This window comes from Enterococcus sp. XAF26B05_ASV22 (genome assembly GCF_056727285.1).
On sequence record NZ_CM161538.1, the window covers coordinates 2,143,090 to 2,165,022 of the forward strand.

Sequence of the window (21,933 nt, forward strand, 5' to 3'; positions counted from 1 at the left end):
ATGACAGAGCAAATTGATGAATATCTTAGTTTTTCGGATAAAATAAACGATTATATCTCGGCTTTGATGGTCGCAAATAATATCGGTTATGAAAATTACGATTGTTCCTATCTTTGGGATTTCGTAAGATCTAAGGGAGTTTCAATGCGCAGTTTTCCATTTGATGGTGTCGCAAGAGATCGTATTTCTGGTATGATCGTTAAAGACTCTTTAGAGACGACGATTGGCTATAATCAAAACATGAGTGAAAAAAGAAAGAACTTTACAATCAGTCATGAGATTACGCATTATTTATTTCATATGACTGAAAATGATACGATTTTTACTGATACAGAACGTAGTTTACACTACTCTTATAATGAAGTACTTCATGAGTTCCAAGCAAATATTGGTGCTTCTGCAATCCTTGTACCTGATGTGGTATTCTTTCGCTTTTTAAAAGAAGGATGGAATTTATCACAACTGTCGAGTCGTTTTGGGATATCAGAAAGTGCCCTTTATATTCGTTTGATTCATACAATGCAGGCTAATTTTGGTGTTTCTTATATCGCTGCCAAAACAAATGCAGATGCTATTCGGTATAAATTTAGTGGTAAAGGGCAACATGCGGCTATTGAATTAGGAAAAAATTTGGAAACACGATTGTTTCGAACAAATCGATTTATTGAAGCATTGTAGTTACAAATGAAAAAAGTGGAGCTAAAATCATTTTTTTGATTTTAGCTCCACTCTTTCTGTCTACTAAAACAAAAAAACCACCACGACCGTCGTCTGTGGTGGAAATGAAGGTTGTTATTTACTCTTGGTAGGAGTAAGTATGAAAAACCAATTCGGGATAATTGGCATGAGGACATATTAGCATCTCTCCTTAAAATAAAAATGAATCCCTATTTTGTATTTCATAAAAAAACTATGAGGAATTACTCATACAATGATTCTTTATGATTTGCTTTTGTTTCTATTCTTCTAACCCTTATTAGTTCCAACATTTTTATGCCTGTGCTACACTTTTAATAGTAGCTACTAATGGTTACTTGAGCATTATAGGCTTCATCGAATAGCTTGTTACATCTTTAAATTTAGGAGGAATGTATTATGTTAGATCAAGAAAAAGACAATTTATCTGTTCTATTCTCTGACGAAGTTCAAGGTCCCTTTGTAACATTTATTCTAAATACTCATGTCGCTCACCAAGATGTCGAAAAAGATTCTTTAGTATTAAAAAATTTTGCTAAAGCTGCAAAATTCCGCTTCGAAAAAAAATATACTGACTTGTCTTGGGTGCCATTTCAAGAAAAAATCGATGCATTGCTTGCTGATGCTTCATTTTGGCGTAATGCAACAAAAAGTGTATCCATCATTATAAGTGAAAAAGACATCTTTATTCATCGATTAAATGTTCCCGTTGACAATCAATATTACGTTGACGACCGACCTTATCTCCTAGGCATCATCAAAAATAACCAATTCAACTATCGTTACTATTTAATGGCTTTAAACCGTGATGCTATGCAACTGTATTTAGTTGAAAACAATCGGGTAAAAGCGATTGAATTACCTGCTGATGCACCAACTGATCTTGTGGGCACTTTAGGTGATGAGTTGACTGGTGGCAGTATGAACTACTCTATTCAAGGCGGAAACGGGTACAATGGTTCATCTAAAGAAGGCGTTGCTTATCATGGTGTCAACACCAAAGATGAAGAAGTAAAAATTGATTGGACTAACTATTATCAAGCCATCGATAGTTACTTAAAGGACACATTCTCAAACCCTGATAATTTACCTATTCGATTATACGCTTTGCCTGAAAATCAAACATTATTTAAAAAAATTGCAAAAAATCCTTATTTCGTAACAGATGCCTCTGTTTCACTTTCTCCTGCCCAAGTTTCATTTCAGGACATCGAAAAAGGTGCTTATAAAATCAATCAAGAATTAGAAGCAATAGAAACAGCAGCTTATAATCAATTATTAGACAAAAAATTCGTTGATCAACTTGTTGATATCGTACCTGCTTCTGATGAAGGGAAGGTATCCCATTTCTTCATCTCCACGGCTAATTTTGTTAATGAAACAACTGACATGTCAACAGAAGAATTTGACCGTCGAAAAGTCTTGAACAAAGTAACCGATAATGTTCTTAGAACAGGCGGAAAAGTGTTTGTGCTAGATCAAAAAGCCGCTCCAGATGAAAAAACTTTATTAGCGATTCTGCGCTACTAAGAATTTCACCTATGAAATGGACAAGAGCCACTCAACAGATACGTTGAGTGGCTCTTTAATTAAGTTAATTAAATATTTTGTTAGCTATAAAACCATGTAAAAACTATCTATTAGTAAGGATAACCTTATTCTCATCTAAACAATCTGAACCCTTCCTACTTTCAAATCTATGCAGCTCGCAAGGCTGCGCCTTCGGAATAGATTTCTACGATATAACTCTATCATTACTTTCATATTTAACGCTCAATACTACTATACTATAACAGAAATACACTTATTTTGACAATTAATCCTCATTTCTTAACAAATTTTTATTTTTAGGAGAGATATTACTAGCCAAGTGGGCCTAAATATGCTATAGTAAGAGTGTAGTTTTTGTTCGGTAATATATGTGTAGCTGTTTCAAATAAACATCTTCCACATTTTCACCTTTCAAGTAATTGCAAAATATGTGTATATCACAAGGAGGATTTTTATTATGGAAACAGGTACAGTAAAATGGTTTAACTCAGACAAAGGTTTTGGATTTATCACTGCAGAAAACGGTAACGATGTATTCGTACATTTCTCAGCTATCCAAGGCGACGGATTCAAAACTTTAGAAGAAGGTCAAGCAGTGACTTTCGACGTTGAAGAAGGCCAACGTGGTCCTCAAGCTACTAACGTTAACAAAGCTTAATTAACTTTAGTAAATTCAAAACCTGACGACTAGTCGTCAGGTTTTTTTATAACTCAAAAAATAAAGAGCCTGAAACATAACTAAAAAGGTTATGTTTGGTTCTACGTCAAATTGTGTTGGTGAACAAAAAGCTGAATAGAAATCTAAGTCTGGTAAGGATAGAACATTCTTATCAGGCTTTTTTATTGTTGTGAAAAAGTAAGACCTTGAATAATATAAATACGTGAACGAAAATGATAAAAGTTTCGATAGCCATAGGCTACCCGTTTGATTACCTTAAGTTTATTGTTTAAGCCTTCAGTAATACCATTAGAATAAGGGAAGCGAAAAGAATTTTTAATGCCTTCTTTATATTTGTTAAAGAAGAGTAATTTCTTTTTGAACCAGTGTGGTAGCTGATTATCTAGCTGTTGAAGATACTCAAAAAAGAGCGTATGTTCTCGATGAGAAAAAGCATATTTTAAATATTGAACCGTATCATAGCCTGTTCGTAGGACATCATCATAGTGCAACAGTTCATCGACGATATCTTGTTGACTTAATGGTCGTTTAAATAAGGGCTGATAAGCTCGACAGTTTATATCTAACTTATCGGAATCTTTCAATAGTAGCTTCCAATAACGTTTTAAACGACGGTATTATTTTGGTTCAGAACTTTTCAAACGGTTCATCGTTTGAATTCGCAGTTGGTTCAACGTACGATTCATTTGTTGGACGATATGAAAGCGATCCGTCACTAATTGAGCATTCGGAAAGACCGTTCGAAGAAGTTGATGGTAACTAGCGTTCATGTCTGTTACGAGATACGCTACATGTAGCCGAGCTTCACGTGTAAAGCGCATGAAATGAGCGGTCAATTTGTGTAGTCGTCTATCTTCCAGCACTTCTAACAACTGATTCCGTTCTCCATCCACACAAATAAAGCTCATACTTCCTTGGCAAGATTTCATGGATTTAAATTCATCGATACATAGAATTTTAGGGAGGAAGTTCCAGTTTGTTCGATAATTTTTTGATAGTCTCTCCATCATTCTAAGGACTGTTATGTCTGAAACAAAGTGTTTTTGAGCAATCATTTTTCTTGAAACATTCTTTTTCAAGTCAAGCATAATTTGGTATTGAAGCTGTTTAGATAAGTGATGATGTTCTTCAATCAGCTCTGTATGAGCGTGGAAAGTAGCACCACATTCATGACAAAGAAAACGTGTCCGTTTTAGTTCTAATAGAGTGAAGCGCTCATTAAAAACAGGCAATTGAGCTGTTGTTGTATGACTGCCATTTTTGATGATTTGTCCATGATTGAGGCGCCCACATTTCTCGCAATGAGTAGGTGAATAGGTCAGCTTGGCTTTAATCACTTGAGCTTGCACTCCTTTTACTGGTCTTTGTTCCAACCAATTTTCTTCAAACCGGAGGTTTTTGTCTGTAAGTCCGAGCAATAATCTGGTATTCTTATCCATAGGGAACAACCTTTCTGATGATTTGTGGTTTTTGTCGATTTCATTTTATCAGTTAGTTGTTCCTTTTTTGTATTTAAATGCTCAAAAAAGTGCTGGTAGAAAATCTTTTTTGATTTCCACCAACACAATATATTATAGAGCCTTATGTTTCAGGCTCTTAGTAACCGAATAAACGGTGGGCGCAGAAGTAACTCCTTCGGAATTAAGCCAAAATTGCTGTAAAACACAACAAGGAACAAGTTGACGTTGCACAGTACCTACTTGGTCACAAAAATTTGAAGAGCAATTTTCGTAAATTCCTTCTTATTTCTCGGAGTTAAACACTTCTGTCCCGACCTCTTTATTGCTAGTTGCTTTTTATTAATTGGACTAATACTTCTCCAAAATCGGAACAACTCAATACAGTTGCCCCCTCCATTTGATCTGCAAAATCTTTCGTTACTGTTTTGTTCACCAATGCCTCTTCAATACTTCTTGTAATGAACTCACTAACCTCGCTCCAACCTAAATAATCAAACATTAATACTCCAGATAAAAGTAAAGATGATGGATTCAATTGATTTAATCCGGCAAATTCTGGTGCTGTTCCATGCGTTGCTTCGAAGATTCCATGTCCCGTTACCAAGTTCAAATTAGCCCCTGGTGCAATCCCAATTCCACCAACTTGAGCCGCTAATGCATCTGAAATGTAGTCTCCATTTAAATTCAAAGTTGCAATTACATCATAATTTTCAGGATGAAGCAAAATATCTTGTAAGAAGATGTCGGCAATGCGATCTTTAATAATCAATTTACCTTCCTTTTCAGCAGTTGCTAATTGTTGATCTGCTATAACGTTACCTGACTCCTCTTTGATTTTCAAATAGGTTTGCCATGTAAATACTTTGTCTCCAAATTCATTTTCGGCTAAAGCATAGCCCCAGTTTTTAAAGCCCCCTTCTGTAAATTTCATAATATTACCTTTATGAACAAGTGTGACTGATTTTCGCTTATTCTTTAATGCGTGTTCAATTGCACCTCGAACTAAACGTTCTGTTCCTTCTTTAGAAACAGGTTTGATCCCGATCGCCGATGTTTCAGGAAAGCGAATCTTATTGACACCAAACTCTTTGTTTAAATATGTAATCAGTTTTTTTGCTTCAGGACTTTCAGCTAAAAATTCGATTCCTGCATAAATATCTTCTGTATTTTCTCTAAAGATCATCATATCTGTCTTTTCTGGATGCTTTAACGGAGAAGGCACTCCATCAAAGTAACGTACTGGTCGGTAGCAAATATATAAGTCTAGCTCTTGCCGCAATGCTACATTCAACGAACGAAAACCGCCACCAATTGGTGTTGTTAGTGGGCCTTTGATTGCAACGAGATGCGTTTTGATGGTTTCCAACGTCTCTTCTGGCAACCAACTCCCAGTTTCATTGAACGCTTTTTCACCTGCTAAAACTTCTTGCCAAATAATTTTACGTTCTCCTTTATACGCCTTAGAAACCGCGGCGTCAAATACATTTTTAGCAGCCTGCCAAATTTCAGGTCCAATTCCGTCACCTTCTATAAAAGGAATGATTGGATAGTTTGGAACAACTAGTTTTTTATTTTCAAACCCAATTTTTTCTCCATTTATCATGCTTCCATTCCTCCTGGATGTAATTCGGTGTTTATTCTATTATACTCTAACTGTTTCGGACCAATATAATGTGAACGCGGACGAATCAAGCAATCGTCTTTTTTCTGTTCATCAATATGACCTAACCAGCCAGAAACACGACTCATAGCAAAAATCAACGTAAATAAGTCACTATCGATATCCATACAATGATAAACCGTAGCAGAATAAAAATCGACATTTGGAATCAATCCTTTGGTCTCTTTTAAATAGCGCTCCACTTGACACGATAAAAAATACCATTGTTCTTTTTGGGTGATTGACGTTAGCTCTTTTGCTAGTTTTTTTAAATGTTTCTTTCTTGGATCTTCTGTTTTGTATACACGGTGCCCAAAACCCATGACTTTTTCTTTTCGATCTAGTTTTCGATTTAAGTATTCTTCAACATTTAGCTTGTTGGAATCAATTTCTTTCAACATATCAAACACTTTTTCGTTTGCGCCACCATGCAGTGGCCCTTTTAAAGAACCGATTGCAGCTGTAATGCATGAATAAGCATCTGACAATGTAGAAGCACAGACTCTTGCGGTGAACGTACTTGCATTTAAATCATGATCAGCATGCAAGACTAATGCTTGATTCATGGCCGAAATCTGTACTTCTTCTGCTTCTTTTCCAGTCAGCATATAAAGAAAATTTGCCGCAATCGATAAATTATTTTTTGGAGGAATTGGGTCTAAACCTTTTCTTAGCCTTGCATAAGCCGCAATAATCGTTGGCATTTTTGCCTGTAATGCAAGGCTTTGCTGATACGTTGATCGTTCATCTGTCGCTTCAGCATTTGGATCAAATACCCCTAATAGTGAAATCGTTGACCGTAAAACACTCATAGGATGAAGATTCTGACGTGTTTGAATTTTTAAACATGTAATAATCGTATCAGATATTGGCATTTGAACAGATAATTCTTTTTTAAATGTCTTTAATTCTTGATTTGTCGGTATTTTCAAAAACCATAATAGATAAATCACTTCTTCAAACTGTGCATTCTCTGCTACTAAATCATCAATATTAACTCCTACAAACAATAGCTGATTTTCTACGATCGAGCTGATTTTTGTTTCAGAAACTACGACACCTTCTAAGCCTTTGTGAATCTCCATCCAAGCTCCTCCTTAATGTAATAGAAAAATATGACTGAGGTACTTTTTTGCCTCATTCATATTTTTCTACTTCCCGAAATTTTAGCCTGTATCGCTAGACACTAGATGGCAAAACAGGCTTTTTATTATGTTTTAATTGTTTTAACGATCATTTTAAAGTTTTTTACGGATGACCATCGGTAAAATCCCACCATGTTGATAATAGGTGATATCAACTGCTGAATCAAAACGAAGAACTGTCTCAAATTCAATTACTTCTCCATTTGACTTACTCGCAGTTACTTTTACCGTATCCAAAATCCCTTTTGTTTCATCAATGTCAATATCAAATAACTCAGTTCCTGTTAAACCTAAATTATCCGCATCTTCACCTGGTTTGAATTGTAATGGTAATACACCCATCATTACTAAATTCGAACGATGAATCCGTTCATAACTTTTGGCAATCACAACTTCGACACCAAGTAACTGCACTCCTTTAGCCGCCCAGTCTCTTGAAGAACCCATACCATAATCGTCACCTGCTAAAATCACAAGTTTTGTTCCTTGTTTTTGATAGTTCATCGCAGCATCATAGATCGCCATTCTTTCGTTCGTTGGCATAAAGATCGTATAGCCACCTTCTACCTCTGGAACCAATTGATTACGAATACGAATGTTAGCTAACGTTCCTCTCATCATCACCTCATGGTGGCCACGTCTGGCGCCATAAGAATTAAATTCGCGGACCTCAACGCCTCTATCAATCAAATATTGACCTGCAGGGCTATTTTTTTGAATACTTCCAGCTGGCGAAATATGATCAGTTGTAACTGAATCGCCAAACTTCGCTAAGACAGCTAATCGTTTCAAAGGTCTTCTCGGTTCTCTTTCTTTTGTCATTTTCGTAAAATAGGGCGGATTTGCAATATAGGTTGATTCCTCTTCCCAGCCATACAAAGGTTCATCGTTCGTTTCAATCTGATTCCATTCTTCATTGTCACTAAAAACCCGTGCATATTCTGCTTGGTAAAGTTCGGGCGTAACACATTCGTCGATCAATGCTTGAATTTCATCTCTGGACGGCCAAATATCATTGAAATAAATTGGTATACCGTTTTCTCCAATTCCAATTGGTTCGTTGAATACATCAATATCGACTGTTCCAGCAAGTGCATATAAAACAACCAGTGGCGGAGATGCCAGATAATTAGCTTTCACTAAAGAATGAATACGTCCTTCAAAATTACGGTTTCCACTTAAAACACCCGCAGTTAATAAATCATTTTCTTTGATTACATCTTCGACTTCCGGCTTCAATGCTCCCGAATTACCAATGCAAGTCGTACAACCATACCCAACAAGATGAAAACCTAACTGTTCTAAATAAGGCAGTAAACCTGCTTTTTTTAGATAGGCTGTCACAACTTTTGAACCTGGAGCTAAAGACGTTTTTACATAATTTGGTACGTTTAAACCAAGCAATGCAGCCTTTTTAGCTACTAAGCCTGCACTCAACATAACGAATGGATTCGAGGTATTCGTACATGAAGTAATCGCTGCAATTGCAATTGCTCCAGGCTTTAATTGATGCCGTTCTCCTTCTAACTCTAACGTCACATTTTCTGTCAACTGTTTTTCTGTGAGACCAAAGCCTTGCAATCCAGTTGACGCTTTCACCGCATGTTCAAATGCTGTTTTCATTTCAGATAGCGGGACCAAATCTTGTGGTCGTTTTGGGCCAGCAAGGTTGGCTTCTATCTCGCTTAGATCGATTTCGATCACCTTTGTATAATTAGGTTCTTGATCGTTTTTTGGATCATAAAATAATTGGTTTTCTTTTAGATAACGTTCAGCTACCGCTACGTTCTGTTCTTCTCTTCCTGTTAGTCGCAGATAACGAATTGTTTCATCATCTACAGGGAAAAAACCGCAGGTCGCGCCATATTCGGGTGCCATATTTGCGACAGTTGCTCGATCGGCCAAGCTTAAACTAATTAACCCTGAACCAAAGAATTCTACAAATTTACCGACAACCTTTTGTTTTCTTAACACTTGCGTTACCTTTAAGGCTAGATCTGTCGCTGTAGCACCTTGTGATAGTTCATTCACAAAACGGACACCAACAACATCTGGGATAGGAAAATAAGACGGCTCGCCAAGCATACTTGCTTCTGCTTCAATTCCACCAACACCCCAGCCTAAAACACCTAATGCATTGACCATTGTCGTATGGGAATCCGTCCCAACTAGCGTGTCAGGATAAAGTAAAATCGTATCATCTGCTTGTTTTTTTTGCGTCACAACCGTTGCCAGATATTCAATGTTGACTTGGTGGACGATTCCAGTTGCAGGTGGAACAACACGATAATTATCAAATACTTTTTGCGCCCAGCTTAAAAAGCGATAACGCTCTTGATTGCGTTGAAACTCCATTTTCATATTTAACTGTAGTGCTTGTTTTACTCCAGCTACATCTACTTGCACTGAATGGTCAACAACTAAATCAACAGGAACTTCGGGATTGATTTTGGTTGGATCACCGCCAAAATCAGCAATTATTTTTCGTAAAGAGGCTAAATCGACTATAGCTGGAACGCCTGTAAAATCTTGAAGAATCACTCGAGCTGGTTTGAATGGGACTTCACCTTTATTCGGCTGATTCGCGGACCAATTGGCTAATTGTTCAATATGTTCTTCTGTGATTCCATTGTGATTTAACTGCCTTAATAATGATTCTAGTAACACACGAATACTAAACGGTAACTTAGCAACAAAAGAATGACCCTCCGTTTCTAATGACGCAAGCGTATAGTAATGATACATCTGATGATTCAACTCAAAAAAAGCATTTGATGATTTTTTGTTGGTAATCAAAAACATCCCTCCTAAATTTAACGATTGAGAAAAACGAACTTGTTTTACTAAATAATCTAATTCATATTTATGTACTGTACCAAAAATAAAACCTATACGGCCATCTTACATATGACTTGATTTTAGCCATTATAACGGCATAATCCTTAAAAGTAAACCTTTCTAACGATGAGAAAAGTTATATTAATTAACATATCTACGGCATAATTATGTCATATAATAAAAATCCTCATATATAAAGGTATAATCAATTTCCAAACGTATTTACACAATAATAATTAGCTATATAACATATTTCTCACATTTTTTTTTAATCTAAAACCCATCATAAAAAAACAAAAAAACACCTTAACACGGATAACATTTACTAAGTACTATTTGACCGATTTCAAGTAACTTTTATCGTTTTCATGTAATATGAAAAAAATTTATTTCTTTCAAAAAATCCTTTAAACAGTCGAAAAAAAAAGTTGCAAAATCGTCTGATTTTACAACTCCTTTTCATTAAATATCCAATGTAACACTCACTTCTTGCAAAGGAACATCATAAAATCGATCGTCTCTTCTGCCTAAGAAATCTTTTCCCTGTTGTGGGAATAACGCATATATCAAAACATCTTCTGTTGATTTTGCATACAGTTCAATTTCTTTTTCATAGGTTGGAAGTTCTGGCGCCAATAGGTCAGCAGGTCTAACTGTCATTACTTCTTCTTCACCAATGATTAAGTTTGTCATTGTCTCTGAAATTGCCACAGGGGGTTTTCCATAAAGTCCTTTGACATACTCTTTAATTTCTTTTGGGATCATTTTATAACGTTCTCCACTGATTACATTCATAACGGCTTGTGTTCCAACCATTTGTGATAACGGTGTTACAAGCGGTGGATAACCTAAATCGGCACGAACTTTTGGTACTTCTTTTAACACTTCTTCGTATTTATCCGCTAGTCCTTGTTCTGTCAGTTGGCTCAATAAATTAGACAGCATGCCACCAGGTACTTTGTAAATCAATGTTTTTGGCTCCGTATCTTTCACTTTAGGGTTCAGCAAGCCTTCTTCTCTGAATTTATCACGAATCGGATTAAAATAATCGGCCACTTCAGCCACTTTCTTCATGTCTAAGTGTGTATCGTATCCTAAATTCTCCAATGCAAGTGCCATTGATTCTGTAGCTGGTTGACTTGTTCCACCGGAAAATGACGAAATAGCGGTGTCAATAATATCTGCTCCTGCTTCAACGGCTTTTAGATAGGTCATTTCTGAAATTCCACTTGTTGCATGTGTATGAACTTCTAGCGGTACTTGAATTTTATTTTTGATTTCCGTAACTAAACGATACGCATCATCTGGTGTCAAGATTCCCGCCATATCTTTAATACAGATCGAGTCAGCGCCCATTTTTTCCAATTCTGTGGTCAATCCTACAAAATAGTCGATTGTATGAAAATCACTCGTCGTATAGGAAATAGCTGGTTGACAATGACCGCCGAATTTTTTGGTTGCTTCAATTGACGTTTGTAGATTTCTAGTATCATTTAGCGCATCAAAGACACGGATAATATCGATACCGTTCTCGATTGATTTTTGAACAAAAGCTTCTACAACATCATCGGCATAATTTTTATAACCAAGTAAATTTTGTCCTCGTAAAAGCATTTGTAGCTTTGTATTTTTAACAGCTTTTCGAATTGCTCTTAATCGTTCCCAAGGATCTTCATTCAAAAAGCGAATACAGGCATCAAACGTTGCACCGCCCCACACTTCTAGAGCATGATAGCCTGCTTCATCTAGAGTTTGAATGATTGGCAACATATCACTTGTCGGCATTCTTGTGGCAATCTGGCTTTGTTGACCATCCCGCAAAACAGTTTCTGTAAAAAGGATTTTTTTTGTCATTTCATCTTTCCTTTCTCAATAAGTTGACTGATTGTTTCTTGCATTTCTGCTACGCTATGCTTTCTCTGTCTTCCACAAACTTTGGCTTCTTCTTCGCAGATAAAACAAGTTCTTGGTTTGTAATTTAGTTCCGTACGACTGATGGAATGGCAGGTATGATTCTTTAAATAAATCACGTCCAAATCCATCAAACGCCCTAAAGGATGTGTTTCTTCGATTTCAATGACTTTTCTTTTCAGTTCTTCTGGTGCTTCATTAAGAGCCAAATAATATTCAGAACCTGTTTTTAAATCTCGTTGTTTACCAGCAGCTATTTTTTCAGGAGGAAAAAGAGACTCTAGCTCTTTAATGACAGTTAAAAAGGCCAGTCTTAGCTGCTCATTGTTTTTTACAGGTCCTGGAATATTCATCGTAGCGCTTAATAAAGCACTTGTAGGGTACTTTTGTAAAAATTCTTGCTGAATTGTTACTCGTTTTTCTCTTGCATCCAGCATTTCTAACAACGTAATCGCTTCTCCCTGTAGATAGCATTTAGACATTTCTGACCACATCGATAATTGACCCATCACGGTATTCGATCAATGCAACTACTTTATCCCCATACTCGATAGCATCTGGTCTATCCACAATGCTATAGGCTTTTTCTTGTAGTTCTTTCATTGTTAATTGTGGAACGTCTAATGTTTTAAAATGTTCTACTAGGTCCTGACGTTCTGGATTAATCGCAATCCCAACTTCTGTCACCACCACATCAATGCTGCTACCTGGTGTTACCACTGTATTCACTTCTTCAACGATCGTCGGAATTCGTCCTCTAATCAACGGTGCAATCACTAAGCTCATCTTACAAGCAGCACTAGTATCTGAATGTCCGCCAGATGCGCCACGAATGACACCATCCGATCCCGTAATGACGTTTACATTGAAATTCGTATCGATTTCCAGTGCTGAAAGGATTGCTGTATCTAGTTGATTGATCACAGAACCTTTACTTAATGGCGAAGCATACATAGTTGCATCTATTTCGTAATGATTTTCATAATTACCTAAAGAAACGGCAGATGGATGATCAAAATCTTGAACATCTATAATTTTTTCAACTAACCCTTCTTCTAATAACTCAACCATTGCATTTGTAATACCACCTAAAGCAAAGCTTGCTGTGATACCATCTTTGACCATGGCGTCTTTCAAAAATCTAGAAACGGCTAACGCTGCTCCGCCAGTTCCTGTTTGAAAAGAAAAACCATTTTTATAATAAGGCGAATGCGTAATCACTTTTGCTGCATATTCTGCAATCAATAGTTCTTTAGGATTCTTAGTAAAACGAGTTGCTCCTTTAGCAATGCCATTTGGATCACCGATTGTCTCAACTTCTACGACAAAATCTACATCGGTTTGCGGGATACTGATTGGTGTATTTGGATACGGCATCAAGCTATCTGTAATTACGACTACTTGATCGGCATACTTCGCATCGATCATCGCATAGCCTAATGAGCCACATGTGGCTTTGCCTTTGGTTCCATTTACATTGCCGTATGCATCTGAGCTTGGTGCACCTAGAAAGGCCACATCAATATGGATATCGCCAGTAGCAATTGCTCTCGCACGACCACCATGAGAACGGATCACAACTGGATTTCCCATGATTCCTTCAGAAATCGCAGCACCAACTTTATCTCGTAATCCACTAGAGGTAATATTCGTTACTACACCATTTTTGATATGCTCAATCAACGGTTCATGAACATTTGCGATGGAGCTAGGTGCAATCGATAGATTTTTGATTCCTAAAGCCGCGATTTCTTTTAGAACCATATTCATAACAAAATCGCCTTCTCTAAAATGATGATGGAAAGAAATTGTCATATCATCTTTTAATCCTGTTTTTTCAATAGCTTCTCTTAAACTACCTAGTAGCTTCGTATCTCTTGGTCTAACAGGTTTAATCTTACGGCTAGCTTCTTTGTATTCACGAATATTGGCTAGTTCCCCTTTGAATAAACCATATTGTTCAGCATAATTATCTGGAATTTCTTTGCCTACGTTATTTTTCATTTTAGACTTCCTCCTCAGAAATTAATTTTGCTGCAATAGCTAAAGCAATTACTCGCTCTGCCCGTTCAACAATTGGTTTATCGACCATTTTTCCATTAACTGAAATGACGCCTGAACCTTTCGCTTCTGCTTCTCTAATCCCCCAGATCACTTCTTTCGCATTTTGAATTTCTTTTTCACTTGGTTCATATACACTATTTACTAACGGAATTTGACGTGGATTGATGACAGATTTACCGTCAAAGCCTAACTGCTTAATCAACTCAACTTCTGCAAGAAATCCTTCTGTATTCTCTACATCTGAGTACACTGTATCTATTGCCGCGATGCCTGCCGCTCTTGCTGAATGGAGGATAAAGCTTCGGGCAAAAAATAATTCTTGCCCATTTGGATAGCGGTGTGTTTTCATATTGGTTACATAATCTTCTGCACCCAGCGCAATACCGATCAATCGATCACTTGCAAGCGCAATTTCACGAGCATTTAAAACACCTTCAGCCGATTCAATTGCCGCCATCATTTTAGTTGTCCCAACAGCGATGCCATATTTTGTTTCCATTTCTGTGATTACTGCCTCTACATCAACAATATCTTGTGCCGTTTCAGTTTTTGGCAAACGAATCACATCTACACCTGCTAAAACCATTGCTTCAACATCTTGACGCCCCACTGTATCTAATCCGTTGATTCGGACAACCGTTTCTACAGAAGAATAATCAAATGTTCTCAAGGCATGATAGACAAGTAAACGTGCACTATCTTTTTCTTTTAATGAAACCGCATCCTCAAGGTCAAACATCAACGAATCAGCACCGTATAACGTCGCATCTCTTAGCATTGAAGCATTTGCTCCAGGTACAAACATCATGGTTCTTCTTAAACGTTCCATGTATTTAACACCTGCCAGTCTACATTTTCTTCATTAGCAGCGCGATAAACAGCTGCCACCGTTCGAGCTTGAATAGTACAATCCAATGCGCCCTTATCAATTGCCTGAACCTTCGCATTCGTAACAGACAAATGATTCAAGGTCTCTTGTATTTTTTCACGAATTTGACGTCCAAATTGCTTTTCAACACTGCTGTCTATTTCAATTTTAATTCCTTGTCCACTGTTTTTTCCAATTGTAATCATAATATCGCTTGATTCAGTTGTACCAGCAGATGCGTTTTGTTTGATTTCCAAAATATACACCCCGTTACTTATTTTTTTGTTTGATTATTTCTTCAAACGTTTTGGGTGGAACAAGAGGTTTGATTGCTGCGTAATTTCCTTGTTCCATTAAAGCTCGTACTTTGGTCGCACTGACAACCTCCTCACCAATTTGTTTTCTTGGTAAAATAACTAGATTTAGCTGGGAACCAAAGGTCTTTTTTATTGCCTGATTGTAAATTTTCGTTACTTCTGAAAATGGCTCTTCTCCAACAAATCTAGTTGTTATCGATAAAATAGAAGCAATCTTTTCTTTAAATAAAGTGGCATCCAAAACAGCCTGAACTTGCGCAATACTTGCCTTCGCCTGATCTTTCAAAAAATAAGATGGGAAGGTCGCACTGGATACCATGTATTCTCTTGTTGGTAAAACGACCACATTTGATAAATGGCTAACGCCTTCTTTTACCAAGTTAAAACGTGTCTTTGCATTAAATAGCGAACGTTCCTCAGACAAAACAAAGAGATAAACCGTCTCGGCAGTTTTAGTTGCTTCTGTCACTAAATATAAATGACCCTTTGTAAATGGATTAGCATTCATTACAATGGCTGCATTGTCCTTCGTATTTGTCCGATACTTTTTGAGTTCCGTTAAATAGTCTTCAAAATCAGGAAATCCCTGCTCCATAAAAACCAGTTCAGTTGTTGCTGTAATTTCAGTAAAACCTAAAGAACGAAACAGCTTACTGGTTTTTGGCTTTGTATATAAAAAGTAATGGTGATAGCCTATTTCCTGCAATTGTTCTCTTAATGCTTGAACAATTCGAGAGAGCAGATTTTCATTTTGATAAGAAGAATCGATTGCAATACATTTTAAAATATTTTGAAAAAGCGATCCTGTTCCAATAAGCTTCTCCTGATCGTAAATGCCGATTGTAAAGTCTAGCTGATCATCAGGTATCAGATCAGCTTTCATCAGAAAATCTGACCACTGCTGTTTTCCTACCCCATCTCGATCAAGCCAAATTCTTCTGATATCCATGGTTTAACACTTCCTAGCTTTTCGGTGGAAATAATTTATTTAGCATAAACGACGCAAAGTAAATCACAAAAATGACCACAAACACGCCACCCCAACCAAAAACTAATAGTTCTAATGATTTTAATAAATCAGCTGACATGAGCCAAGCTCCTTTCCTTTTCTTCTATTCAAAACGCTACGCAAGCAACGCTAATAACAAGCCGCCCGCAATAACAGACGCGATCTGTCCAGACACATTTGCACCAGCGGCATGCATTAAAATGAAGTTTTGTGGATCTTCGTCTGTTGCCATTTTTTGAATCACTCGACTAGACATCGGAAATGCTGAAATTCCTGCAGCACCAATCATAGGATTAATTTTTTCTTTTCTAAACAAATTCAATAATTTAGCAAACAATACCCCACCAACTGAGTCCATTACAAAGGCAACTAACCCCAGACCAATAACCATTAATGTATCAATTTGTAAAAATTCTTCGTACTGCATTTTTACTGAAATCGCTAACCCTAGCACAATACTGATGATGTTTACAAGCTCATTTTGCGCTGTCACGGATAAACGATCCAAGACACCACATTCACGTAGTAAATTCCCAAACATCAAGAACCCAACTAATGGAAGAGAAACTGGTGCTACCAATCCAGCGACAATCGTAATCACGATAGGAAATAAAATCTTCGCTGTTTGTGATACTTCGCCAGCACGATAGGTCATGCGGATTTTGCGTTCTTTTTTCGTAGTAACAGCTTTAATCGCCACTGGCTGAATAATAGGAACCAAGGCCATATAAGAATAAGCTGCCACCATAATTGCGCCCATATATTTCGAATTCAAGGTGTTCGCAACGAAAATAGATGTTGGACCATCTGCTGCTCCGATAATTCCGATAGAAGCAGCATCATTTAAATCAAATCCTAATAAAACTGCCGCAATAATCGTAAAGAAAATCCCAAATTGAGCGGCTGCACCAAACAATAATAAGAATGGATTTTGTAACAAAGGACCAAAATCAATCATAGCCCCAATACCGATAAATAATAACAACGGAAATAACTCCGTCGAAATTCCCATATCAAACAACACTTGAAACGGACCTGCTTCTCCACCAGCACTTAATACACCCGAATTGGGAAAATTGACTAAAATCGTACCTAATCCCATTGGCACAAGTAAAGTAGGTTCGTACTCCTTTTTGATACCTAAGTACATCAAGATACCACCGATCACCATCATTACAATACGACCAGGTTCCTGCCCCATTCCTACTACGCCTTCAATTAATGTCTCCACAAACGTCACTTCCTCTTTTTAAAATTAGACTTCTTTTTTCTTATTTAACCGATTGTAATTAATGGTTCGCCAGGATTGACCATATCACCTTGTTGGACATGAATCCCTGTGACTGTTCCAGTTTTTCCAGCTACGATTTCATTTTCCATTTTCATTGCTTCCAGAATCATTAGCGGTTGATTTTCTTGTACGGTGTCCCCAACAGATACTAAAATGTTCAAGATTGTTCCAGGCATAGGGGATGGCATCGCATCATTTCCAGCTGGTGTACTTGCTGGGGGTGTTGCTTGCTCGACCGGTTCAGGTGTTGGAGCGCTGCTGGTGTAACTGGTGCGGCGATCGGTGCTTGTGGCACACCGCCAACTTCTTCCATTTCTACTAAATACTCTTTCCCATCGATTGAAATTTTGAACTTACGTAACATTTTTTTTCCTCCTAAAATTAAAAGTGTAATAGGCTCGTTTCGTCTCGACTGAAAAATAGGAAAAATTGACTGCGATGCTTTTTGTCACATTCAATTTTTATCTTTTTTCCGAAGAGCTAGCCCGTGGAACTAGATAACACATCTGCAACAAGGTTTCTTTTGCTAAATAATGAAAAACGAAACAGCCTTTTTTTCTTTAATAGACTGAATAACAAACTGACTCTCTGCGTGATCAGCCGATGCAATGCTAGTAGCGATCACAGAAACTAGCTGTGCTTCTGGATTTCTTTTTGAAATTCGTTTAACGATGAACGTACTTTCTGGACGATCTCCTGCAGCTATTGCTGTCGCAATCAATGAAACAACTTGATGTTCTTCACTTTCTACTGGAATATATCCTGCAATTTCTTGCCACTCATTTTTTTCTTCTCTAATAGGTGAAAGTGGCGTTTCCTCTATTTTTGTTTCTGTTATCTCTTTATTAAACAGTCGTTCAAATAGCCCCATGAACTCACATCCTTTCTGTTTATGGATTCATTATAGGTAAAAACGATTACAATAAAATGAAATCATTGAGCTAAAATTGTTCTTTCACTGTTCCTCTTTAGTAAAAAATGACTAAAACTCATAAAAACATTGATATATCAACGTTTACAAGCATTTAATATTTTATTAACATCTTGTTAACATCTCTTTAAGAAACCGCTATCATTTGTGTTTTTTTGGTGTTCTTTTTCTGCTTGGCTTCTGTTTATCTCCACTTGCTTAGATTAAACTTAGCATTGTTAACGAAACAAGAAAGGGCTTTCTAATTTTTCCTTACTGTTATTTTTCTGTAGACCCAACATCACAAAGAGACGCCCGATTGTTTTGGAAAACGAATTTAGTGTTAAAGGAGAGAAAAAAATGTTATTAACTGTTTTGTCTTATGTGATGATCATCGTCTTCATGTTTGTCATCATGAAAAAGAAAATGTCACCGTTTACAGCTTTGGTTTTGATTCCACTGATTTTTGCTTTGATTGCAATGTTTGCAGGAGTTTCTAAGAAGGGCTCTATTGGAGACTTTGTTATGGAAGGAATCAAAACAACATCCACTACGGGTATTATGTTATTGTTTGCCATTCTTTATTTTTCAATTATGTTGGATGCTGGGTTATTTGACCCAATCACGAAAAAAATGATTCATATTGCTAAAGGCGATCCAATGAAAGTGTTGATCGCAACGGCCGTTGTTGCGGCAGCTGTTTCACTTAACGGAGATGGAACCACGACTACCTTGATTTGCTGTTCTGCTTTTATTCCTATCTATAAAAAATTAGATATGAAATTGATGAACTTAGGTGTTTTGGTTATTTTGCAAAACACGATCATGAATTTACTTCCTTGGGGCGGGCCAACAGCTCGTGCGATGAGCGTATTGAATGTAGGTGCTGAAATTTTGGCTTATCTCATTCCTGGAATGATCATTGCATTGCTTTATGTAATCTTCATCGTGGCACCTTCTATGGGCCGAAAAGAACGTGCTCGTCTTGGAATCAAACAGTTAACAGATGAAGAAATCGATGCAATGACCACTGTGACAGACGAAGAAACATTAGCAATTCGTCGTCCTAAGATTTGGTTATTCAATGCTATTTTAACGATTGCATTGATTGCGTTGCTTGTTACAGATTCATTTGTTGGTCTTGGTTTACCACCATTATTATTATTCTTGACTGGTACTGTAGTAGCGTTGATGGTCAACTATCCAGTTTTAAAAGATCAATCTAAACGGATCGGTGCAAACGGTGGCGATGCTGTTCAAGTCGTTATCTTGGTTTTTGCCGCGGGCGTCTTCATGGGTCTTTTCCAAGGGACTGGCATGGCAGATGCATTAGCTCAAAGTTTTACAAAAATCATTCCAAATCAATTAGCTGGTTTCTGGGGCTTAGTAATCGCAGTAATTTCAGCTCCTGGTACCTTCTTTATCTCGAATGATGGGTTTTATTTCGGTGTCTTACCTGTCTTAGCAGAAGCAGGACGCGCATATGGCTTTACTGATATGCAAATGGCGTTGGCTTCATTGATGGGACAAGCATTCCACTTGTTAAGTCCATTGGTCGCTTTCATTTACTTGTTACTTCGTTTAACTGGTTTAGATATGGGACAATGGCAAAAAGAAGCAGCTAAATGGGCATTAGGAATCTTCGTTATCTTTGTAGTAACGATTGTTTTGACTGGCCATATGCCTCTTTATATTCCACAATAGCCATTCTTATTTACTGAAAATCGCATATTTTATAAAAAGAATTGTGCGATTTTCTGATCTTTTTCTTAGCACTATAGAATAAAAATAGTTAATTATTTTTCTACTATTAATTCAGAAGAGGAGTAATCAGATGAGTTCACTATCAGAAGCAGTCGGAAAAAATTTAGATTTAAGCATAAACGAACCTTTAAAAGAACTTGTTTACAAAGCATTTAGAAAAACAATTATTCTTGGCGAAATTCCAGCCGGGCAACGAATCAATGAAAAAGAATTTTCTGAAGTGATGAATATTAGTCGGACCCCTATTCGCTATGCTTTACAAAAGCTTGTGGAAGAAGGACTTGTTGATTATGTTCGTGGTGTGGGTATTATCGTTCGAGGAATTTCACTCAATGATGCCAACGAAATTTATGCTATAAGAAAATCGTTGGATGTCTTAGCAACAATCACGGCGATGAAAGAAATGTCAGCTGAGGATTTTGATGAATTGAAAGAGTTGCTCGAAGACACAGAACGATTTAATGAAACCGATGAAATTGATCAGGTATTACAAAAATTTTCTGATTTCAATGAATTGATTTATGAAAAAAGTAAAATGCTACGGTTAAAATCAATCGTTATGAAATTACGTGAATACCTCGTTTATTTTCGAGATATCTCGATCCGTTCTAAAGATCGACGAGACAAGGCTTTGAAAGAGCATTGGTTGATTTATAACTGTATGATAAACCACGAAGAAGAGCAATTGAAATTATTAATTACAGAGCATTTAGATTATTCTCAAACTTTTATTCTCAAAGAAATGGAAAAACATTTAAATGAAAGAACAATATAAAAAGACTACCCCAAAAGTAATTGGCGAATTTGCTTTACAAGCTTTATTATATGAAGCTACCTTATATCCTAAACCAGGCCTGGTCGATCCTACAAGCTGTGGTGCACATGTAGATATGAATTATTTTACTTTTATTGATAGTAGCACTGCCCTTGATCCCTTTCTTAGTGAGTATGTCCATTTAGGAACTACTCATGACGGTACGCCTTTACAATTATTTGAAAAAGTTCGGACACTCGGGTCACAAGCTGAATTGGCTATGCTGAGTCAAACCAATGGTGTCAATACCCATAAAGGAGCTAATTTTTCTTTCGCTTTACTTTTGAGTGCAACGGGAAAAATAATACATGATCAACAACTTAAAATCCCTTTTTCAAAAGAAGATACGTCAACCGTTTTCAATTATGTAAAGCAAATGACACAAGGATTACTTTCAAAAGATTTTAGTGGTTTAGCTAAAAAACAACAATTAAGTTATGGTGAAAAATTGTATTTAGAACACGGAATCGTTGGGATTAGGGGCGAAGCGGAATTAGGATATCCTACACTTAAAAATAAAACCTTACCTTTTTTAAGACAGCATCAAACTAGTGATCTACGCCTCCTATTCCTACTGCTGTTACTTCATTTAATGAGCACGACTGAAGATTCTAATGTCATTAATCGCGGTGGGATCATAGCATGGCAAAAGGTCAAAAAGAAAGCGACTGAATTGTTAGAGATGTTTTCCTTAAATTGCTCAGTGAAAGATCTCGAAGAGGCGATGATTCTGTTTGATCAACAGCTGATCAGTGAAAATCTTAGCCCTGGTGGATCAGCTGATTTATTAGCACTAAGTTTCTTTTTTGGTCGGTTAGAAGGGTTATTTTAAGGGTTACATAGTAGCAATCACAAACGAAACAGAGATATAACTCTACGAGTCATACCTCTGTCTCAAGAAATCCGAATAGACGTTGGGAGCAGAAGTACGTCCTCTTATTTCTAGGAGTGAAACA

Annotated in this window: 18 protein-coding genes and 3 pseudogenes; 6 read left to right on the top strand and 15 right to left on the bottom strand. The window is 36.9% G+C overall.

Annotation, left to right across the window (positions count from 1 at the left end):
* The 3 genes from AC1PU0_RS10640 to AC1PU0_RS10650 all read left to right on the top strand — a co-directional run bounded on the left by AC1PU0_RS10640 (position 1) and on the right by AC1PU0_RS10650 (position 2,905).
* Positions 1-678, top strand: a complete 678-nt coding sequence (locus AC1PU0_RS10640) for an ImmA/IrrE family metallo-endopeptidase (protein ID WP_069654261.1) — start codon at positions 1-3, stop codon at positions 676-678.
* 417 nt (positions 679-1,095) lie between these two features.
* On the top strand, positions 1,096-2,226 hold the full coding sequence (locus AC1PU0_RS10645; RefSeq protein ID WP_206850298.1) for a baeRF6 domain-containing protein: 1,131 nt from the start codon (positions 1,096-1,098) through the stop codon (positions 2,224-2,226).
* 478 nt (positions 2,227-2,704) lie between these two features.
* Positions 2,705-2,905 (top strand): cold-shock protein, encoded by a 201-nt coding sequence (locus AC1PU0_RS10650; RefSeq protein ID WP_010760878.1) that lies wholly within the window; start codon positions 2,705-2,707, stop codon positions 2,903-2,905.
* 182 nt (positions 2,906-3,087) lie between these two features.
* Here AC1PU0_RS10650 and AC1PU0_RS10655 read toward each other — a convergent pair.
* From AC1PU0_RS10655 to AC1PU0_RS10725, 15 genes and pseudogenes are all read right to left on the bottom strand, one after another.
* Positions 3,088-4,365, bottom strand: a pseudogene (locus tag AC1PU0_RS10655) (ISL3 family transposase).
* A gap of 149 nt (positions 4,366-4,514) precedes the next feature.
* Positions 4,515-4,709: pseudogene (locus tag AC1PU0_RS10660) on the bottom strand (hypothetical protein).
* A 2-nt stretch (positions 4,710-4,711) separates the two neighbouring features.
* Positions 4,712-5,989, bottom strand: a complete 1,278-nt coding sequence (gene icd, locus AC1PU0_RS10665) for an NADP-dependent isocitrate dehydrogenase (protein ID WP_206848200.1) — start codon at positions 5,987-5,989, stop codon at positions 4,712-4,714.
* Positions 5,986-7,131: a citrate synthase gene (locus AC1PU0_RS10670; protein WP_206848199.1), complete on the bottom strand. Its 1,146-nt coding sequence runs from the start codon at positions 7,129-7,131 to the stop codon at positions 5,986-5,988. Before AC1PU0_RS10670 ends, icd begins: the two co-directional genes overlap by 4 nt.
* Before the next feature lie 153 nt (positions 7,132-7,284).
* Positions 7,285-9,993: an aconitate hydratase AcnA gene (gene acnA / locus AC1PU0_RS10675; RefSeq protein WP_206848198.1), complete on the bottom strand. Its 2,709-nt coding sequence runs from the start codon at positions 9,991-9,993 to the stop codon at positions 7,285-7,287.
* Positions 9,994-10,491: 498 nt separating this feature from the next.
* On the bottom strand, positions 10,492-11,883 hold the full coding sequence (locus AC1PU0_RS10680; protein ID WP_206834016.1) for an oxaloacetate decarboxylase subunit alpha: 1,392 nt from the start codon (positions 11,881-11,883) through the stop codon (positions 10,492-10,494).
* Positions 11,880-12,422: a citrate lyase holo-[acyl-carrier protein] synthase gene (gene citX, locus AC1PU0_RS10685; RefSeq protein WP_479998311.1), complete on the bottom strand. Its 543-nt coding sequence runs from the start codon at positions 12,420-12,422 to the stop codon at positions 11,880-11,882. The genes AC1PU0_RS10680 and citX overlap by 4 nt, the downstream gene beginning before the upstream one ends.
* Positions 12,415-13,944, bottom strand: a complete 1,530-nt coding sequence (gene citF, locus AC1PU0_RS10690; protein ID WP_206848197.1) for a citrate lyase subunit alpha — start codon at positions 13,942-13,944, stop codon at positions 12,415-12,417. The genes citX and citF overlap by 8 nt, the downstream gene beginning before the upstream one ends.
* A 1-nt stretch (position 13,945) precedes the next feature.
* Positions 13,946-14,833, bottom strand: a complete 888-nt coding sequence (gene citE / locus AC1PU0_RS10695; protein ID WP_206848195.1) for a citrate (pro-3S)-lyase subunit beta — start codon at positions 14,831-14,833, stop codon at positions 13,946-13,948.
* Positions 14,821-15,129, bottom strand: coding sequence for a citrate lyase acyl carrier protein (gene citD / locus AC1PU0_RS10700; protein ID WP_206848193.1), 309 nt, complete (start codon positions 15,127-15,129; stop codon positions 14,821-14,823). The genes citE and citD overlap by 13 nt, the downstream gene beginning before the upstream one ends.
* A gap of 13 nt (positions 15,130-15,142) precedes the next feature.
* Positions 15,143-16,138, bottom strand: coding sequence for a [citrate (pro-3S)-lyase] ligase (citC, locus tag AC1PU0_RS10705; protein WP_206848191.1), 996 nt, complete (start codon positions 16,136-16,138; stop codon positions 15,143-15,145).
* A gap of 13 nt (positions 16,139-16,151) precedes the next feature.
* Positions 16,152-16,277 (bottom strand): OadG-related small transporter subunit, encoded by a 126-nt coding sequence (locus AC1PU0_RS10710; RefSeq protein ID WP_010760868.1) that lies wholly within the window; start codon positions 16,275-16,277, stop codon positions 16,152-16,154.
* A 36-nt stretch (positions 16,278-16,313) separates the two neighbouring features.
* Entirely contained in the window at positions 16,314-17,429 is a 1,116-nt protein-coding gene (locus tag AC1PU0_RS10715) for a sodium ion-translocating decarboxylase subunit beta (RefSeq protein WP_206848189.1), read from the bottom strand.
* 44 nt (positions 17,430-17,473) lie between these two features.
* A pseudogene (locus AC1PU0_RS10720) lies at positions 17,474-17,853 on the bottom strand (acetyl-CoA carboxylase biotin carboxyl carrier protein subunit).
* A 162-nt stretch (positions 17,854-18,015) separates the two neighbouring features.
* Positions 18,016-18,360, bottom strand: coding sequence for a hypothetical protein (locus AC1PU0_RS10725; protein WP_069655638.1), 345 nt, complete (start codon positions 18,358-18,360; stop codon positions 18,016-18,018).
* Between the two features lie 399 nt (positions 18,361-18,759).
* Between AC1PU0_RS10725 and AC1PU0_RS10730 the strand changes: the two genes are divergently transcribed.
* The 3 genes from AC1PU0_RS10730 to citG all read left to right on the top strand — a co-directional run bounded on the left by AC1PU0_RS10730 (position 18,760) and on the right by citG (position 21,809).
* Positions 18,760-20,103 (top strand): CitMHS family transporter, encoded by a 1,344-nt coding sequence (locus AC1PU0_RS10730; protein WP_069655637.1) that lies wholly within the window; start codon positions 18,760-18,762, stop codon positions 20,101-20,103.
* Positions 20,104-20,233: 130 nt separating this feature from the next.
* Entirely contained in the window at positions 20,234-20,938 is a 705-nt protein-coding gene (locus tag AC1PU0_RS10735) for a GntR family transcriptional regulator (RefSeq protein ID WP_206848187.1), read from the top strand.
* Complete coding sequence (gene citG, locus AC1PU0_RS10740; RefSeq protein ID WP_206848186.1) at positions 20,922-21,809, top strand: triphosphoribosyl-dephospho-CoA synthase CitG; 888 nt, start codon at positions 20,922-20,924, stop codon at positions 21,807-21,809. Before AC1PU0_RS10735 ends, citG begins: the two co-directional genes overlap by 17 nt.
* The last annotated feature ends 124 nt before the right edge of the window (positions 21,810-21,933 follow it).

What these genes read in the sequence shown, in the direction of transcription:
- AC1PU0_RS10670 (WP_206848199.1), bottom strand. Translation starts at nt 7,131, where the DNA reads ATGGAGATTCACAAAGGCTTAGAAGGTGTCGTAGTTTCTGAAACAAAA.
- citF (WP_206848197.1), bottom strand. Translation starts at nt 13,944, where the DNA reads ATGAAAAATAACGTAGGCAAAGAAATTCCAGATAATTATGCTGAACAA.
- icd (WP_206848200.1), bottom strand. Translation starts at nt 5,989, where the DNA reads ATGATAAATGGAGAAAAAATTGGGTTTGAAAATAAAAAACTAGTTGTT.
- AC1PU0_RS10680 (WP_206834016.1), bottom strand. Translation starts at nt 11,883, where the DNA reads ATGACAAAAAAAATCCTTTTTACAGAAACTGTTTTGCGGGATGGTCAA.
- citC (WP_206848191.1), bottom strand. Translation starts at nt 16,138, where the DNA reads ATGGATATCAGAAGAATTTGGCTTGATCGAGATGGGGTAGGAAAACAG.
- citX (WP_479998311.1), bottom strand. Translation starts at nt 12,422, where the DNA reads ATGTCTAAATGCTATCTACAGGGAGAAGCGATTACGTTGTTAGAAATG.
- AC1PU0_RS10735 (WP_206848187.1), top strand. Translation starts at nt 20,234, where the DNA reads ATGAGTTCACTATCAGAAGCAGTCGGAAAAAATTTAGATTTAAGCATA.
- AC1PU0_RS10650 (WP_010760878.1), top strand. Translation starts at nt 2,705, where the DNA reads ATGGAAACAGGTACAGTAAAATGGTTTAACTCAGACAAAGGTTTTGGA.
- citG (WP_206848186.1), top strand. Translation starts at nt 20,922, where the DNA reads ATGAAAGAACAATATAAAAAGACTACCCCAAAAGTAATTGGCGAATTT.
- AC1PU0_RS10710 (WP_010760868.1), bottom strand. Translation starts at nt 16,277, where the DNA reads ATGTCAGCTGATTTATTAAAATCATTAGAACTATTAGTTTTTGGTTGG.
- AC1PU0_RS10645 (WP_206850298.1), top strand. Translation starts at nt 1,096, where the DNA reads ATGTTAGATCAAGAAAAAGACAATTTATCTGTTCTATTCTCTGACGAA.
- AC1PU0_RS10730 (WP_069655637.1), top strand. Translation starts at nt 18,760, where the DNA reads ATGTTATTAACTGTTTTGTCTTATGTGATGATCATCGTCTTCATGTTT.
- acnA (WP_206848198.1), bottom strand. Translation starts at nt 9,993, where the DNA reads ATGTTTTTGATTACCAACAAAAAATCATCAAATGCTTTTTTTGAGTTG.
- AC1PU0_RS10640 (WP_069654261.1), top strand. Translation starts at nt 1, where the DNA reads ATGACAGAGCAAATTGATGAATATCTTAGTTTTTCGGATAAAATAAAC.
- AC1PU0_RS10725 (WP_069655638.1), bottom strand. Translation starts at nt 18,360, where the DNA reads ATGGGGCTATTTGAACGACTGTTTAATAAAGAGATAACAGAAACAAAA.
- citE (WP_206848195.1), bottom strand. Translation starts at nt 14,833, where the DNA reads ATGGAACGTTTAAGAAGAACCATGATGTTTGTACCTGGAGCAAATGCT.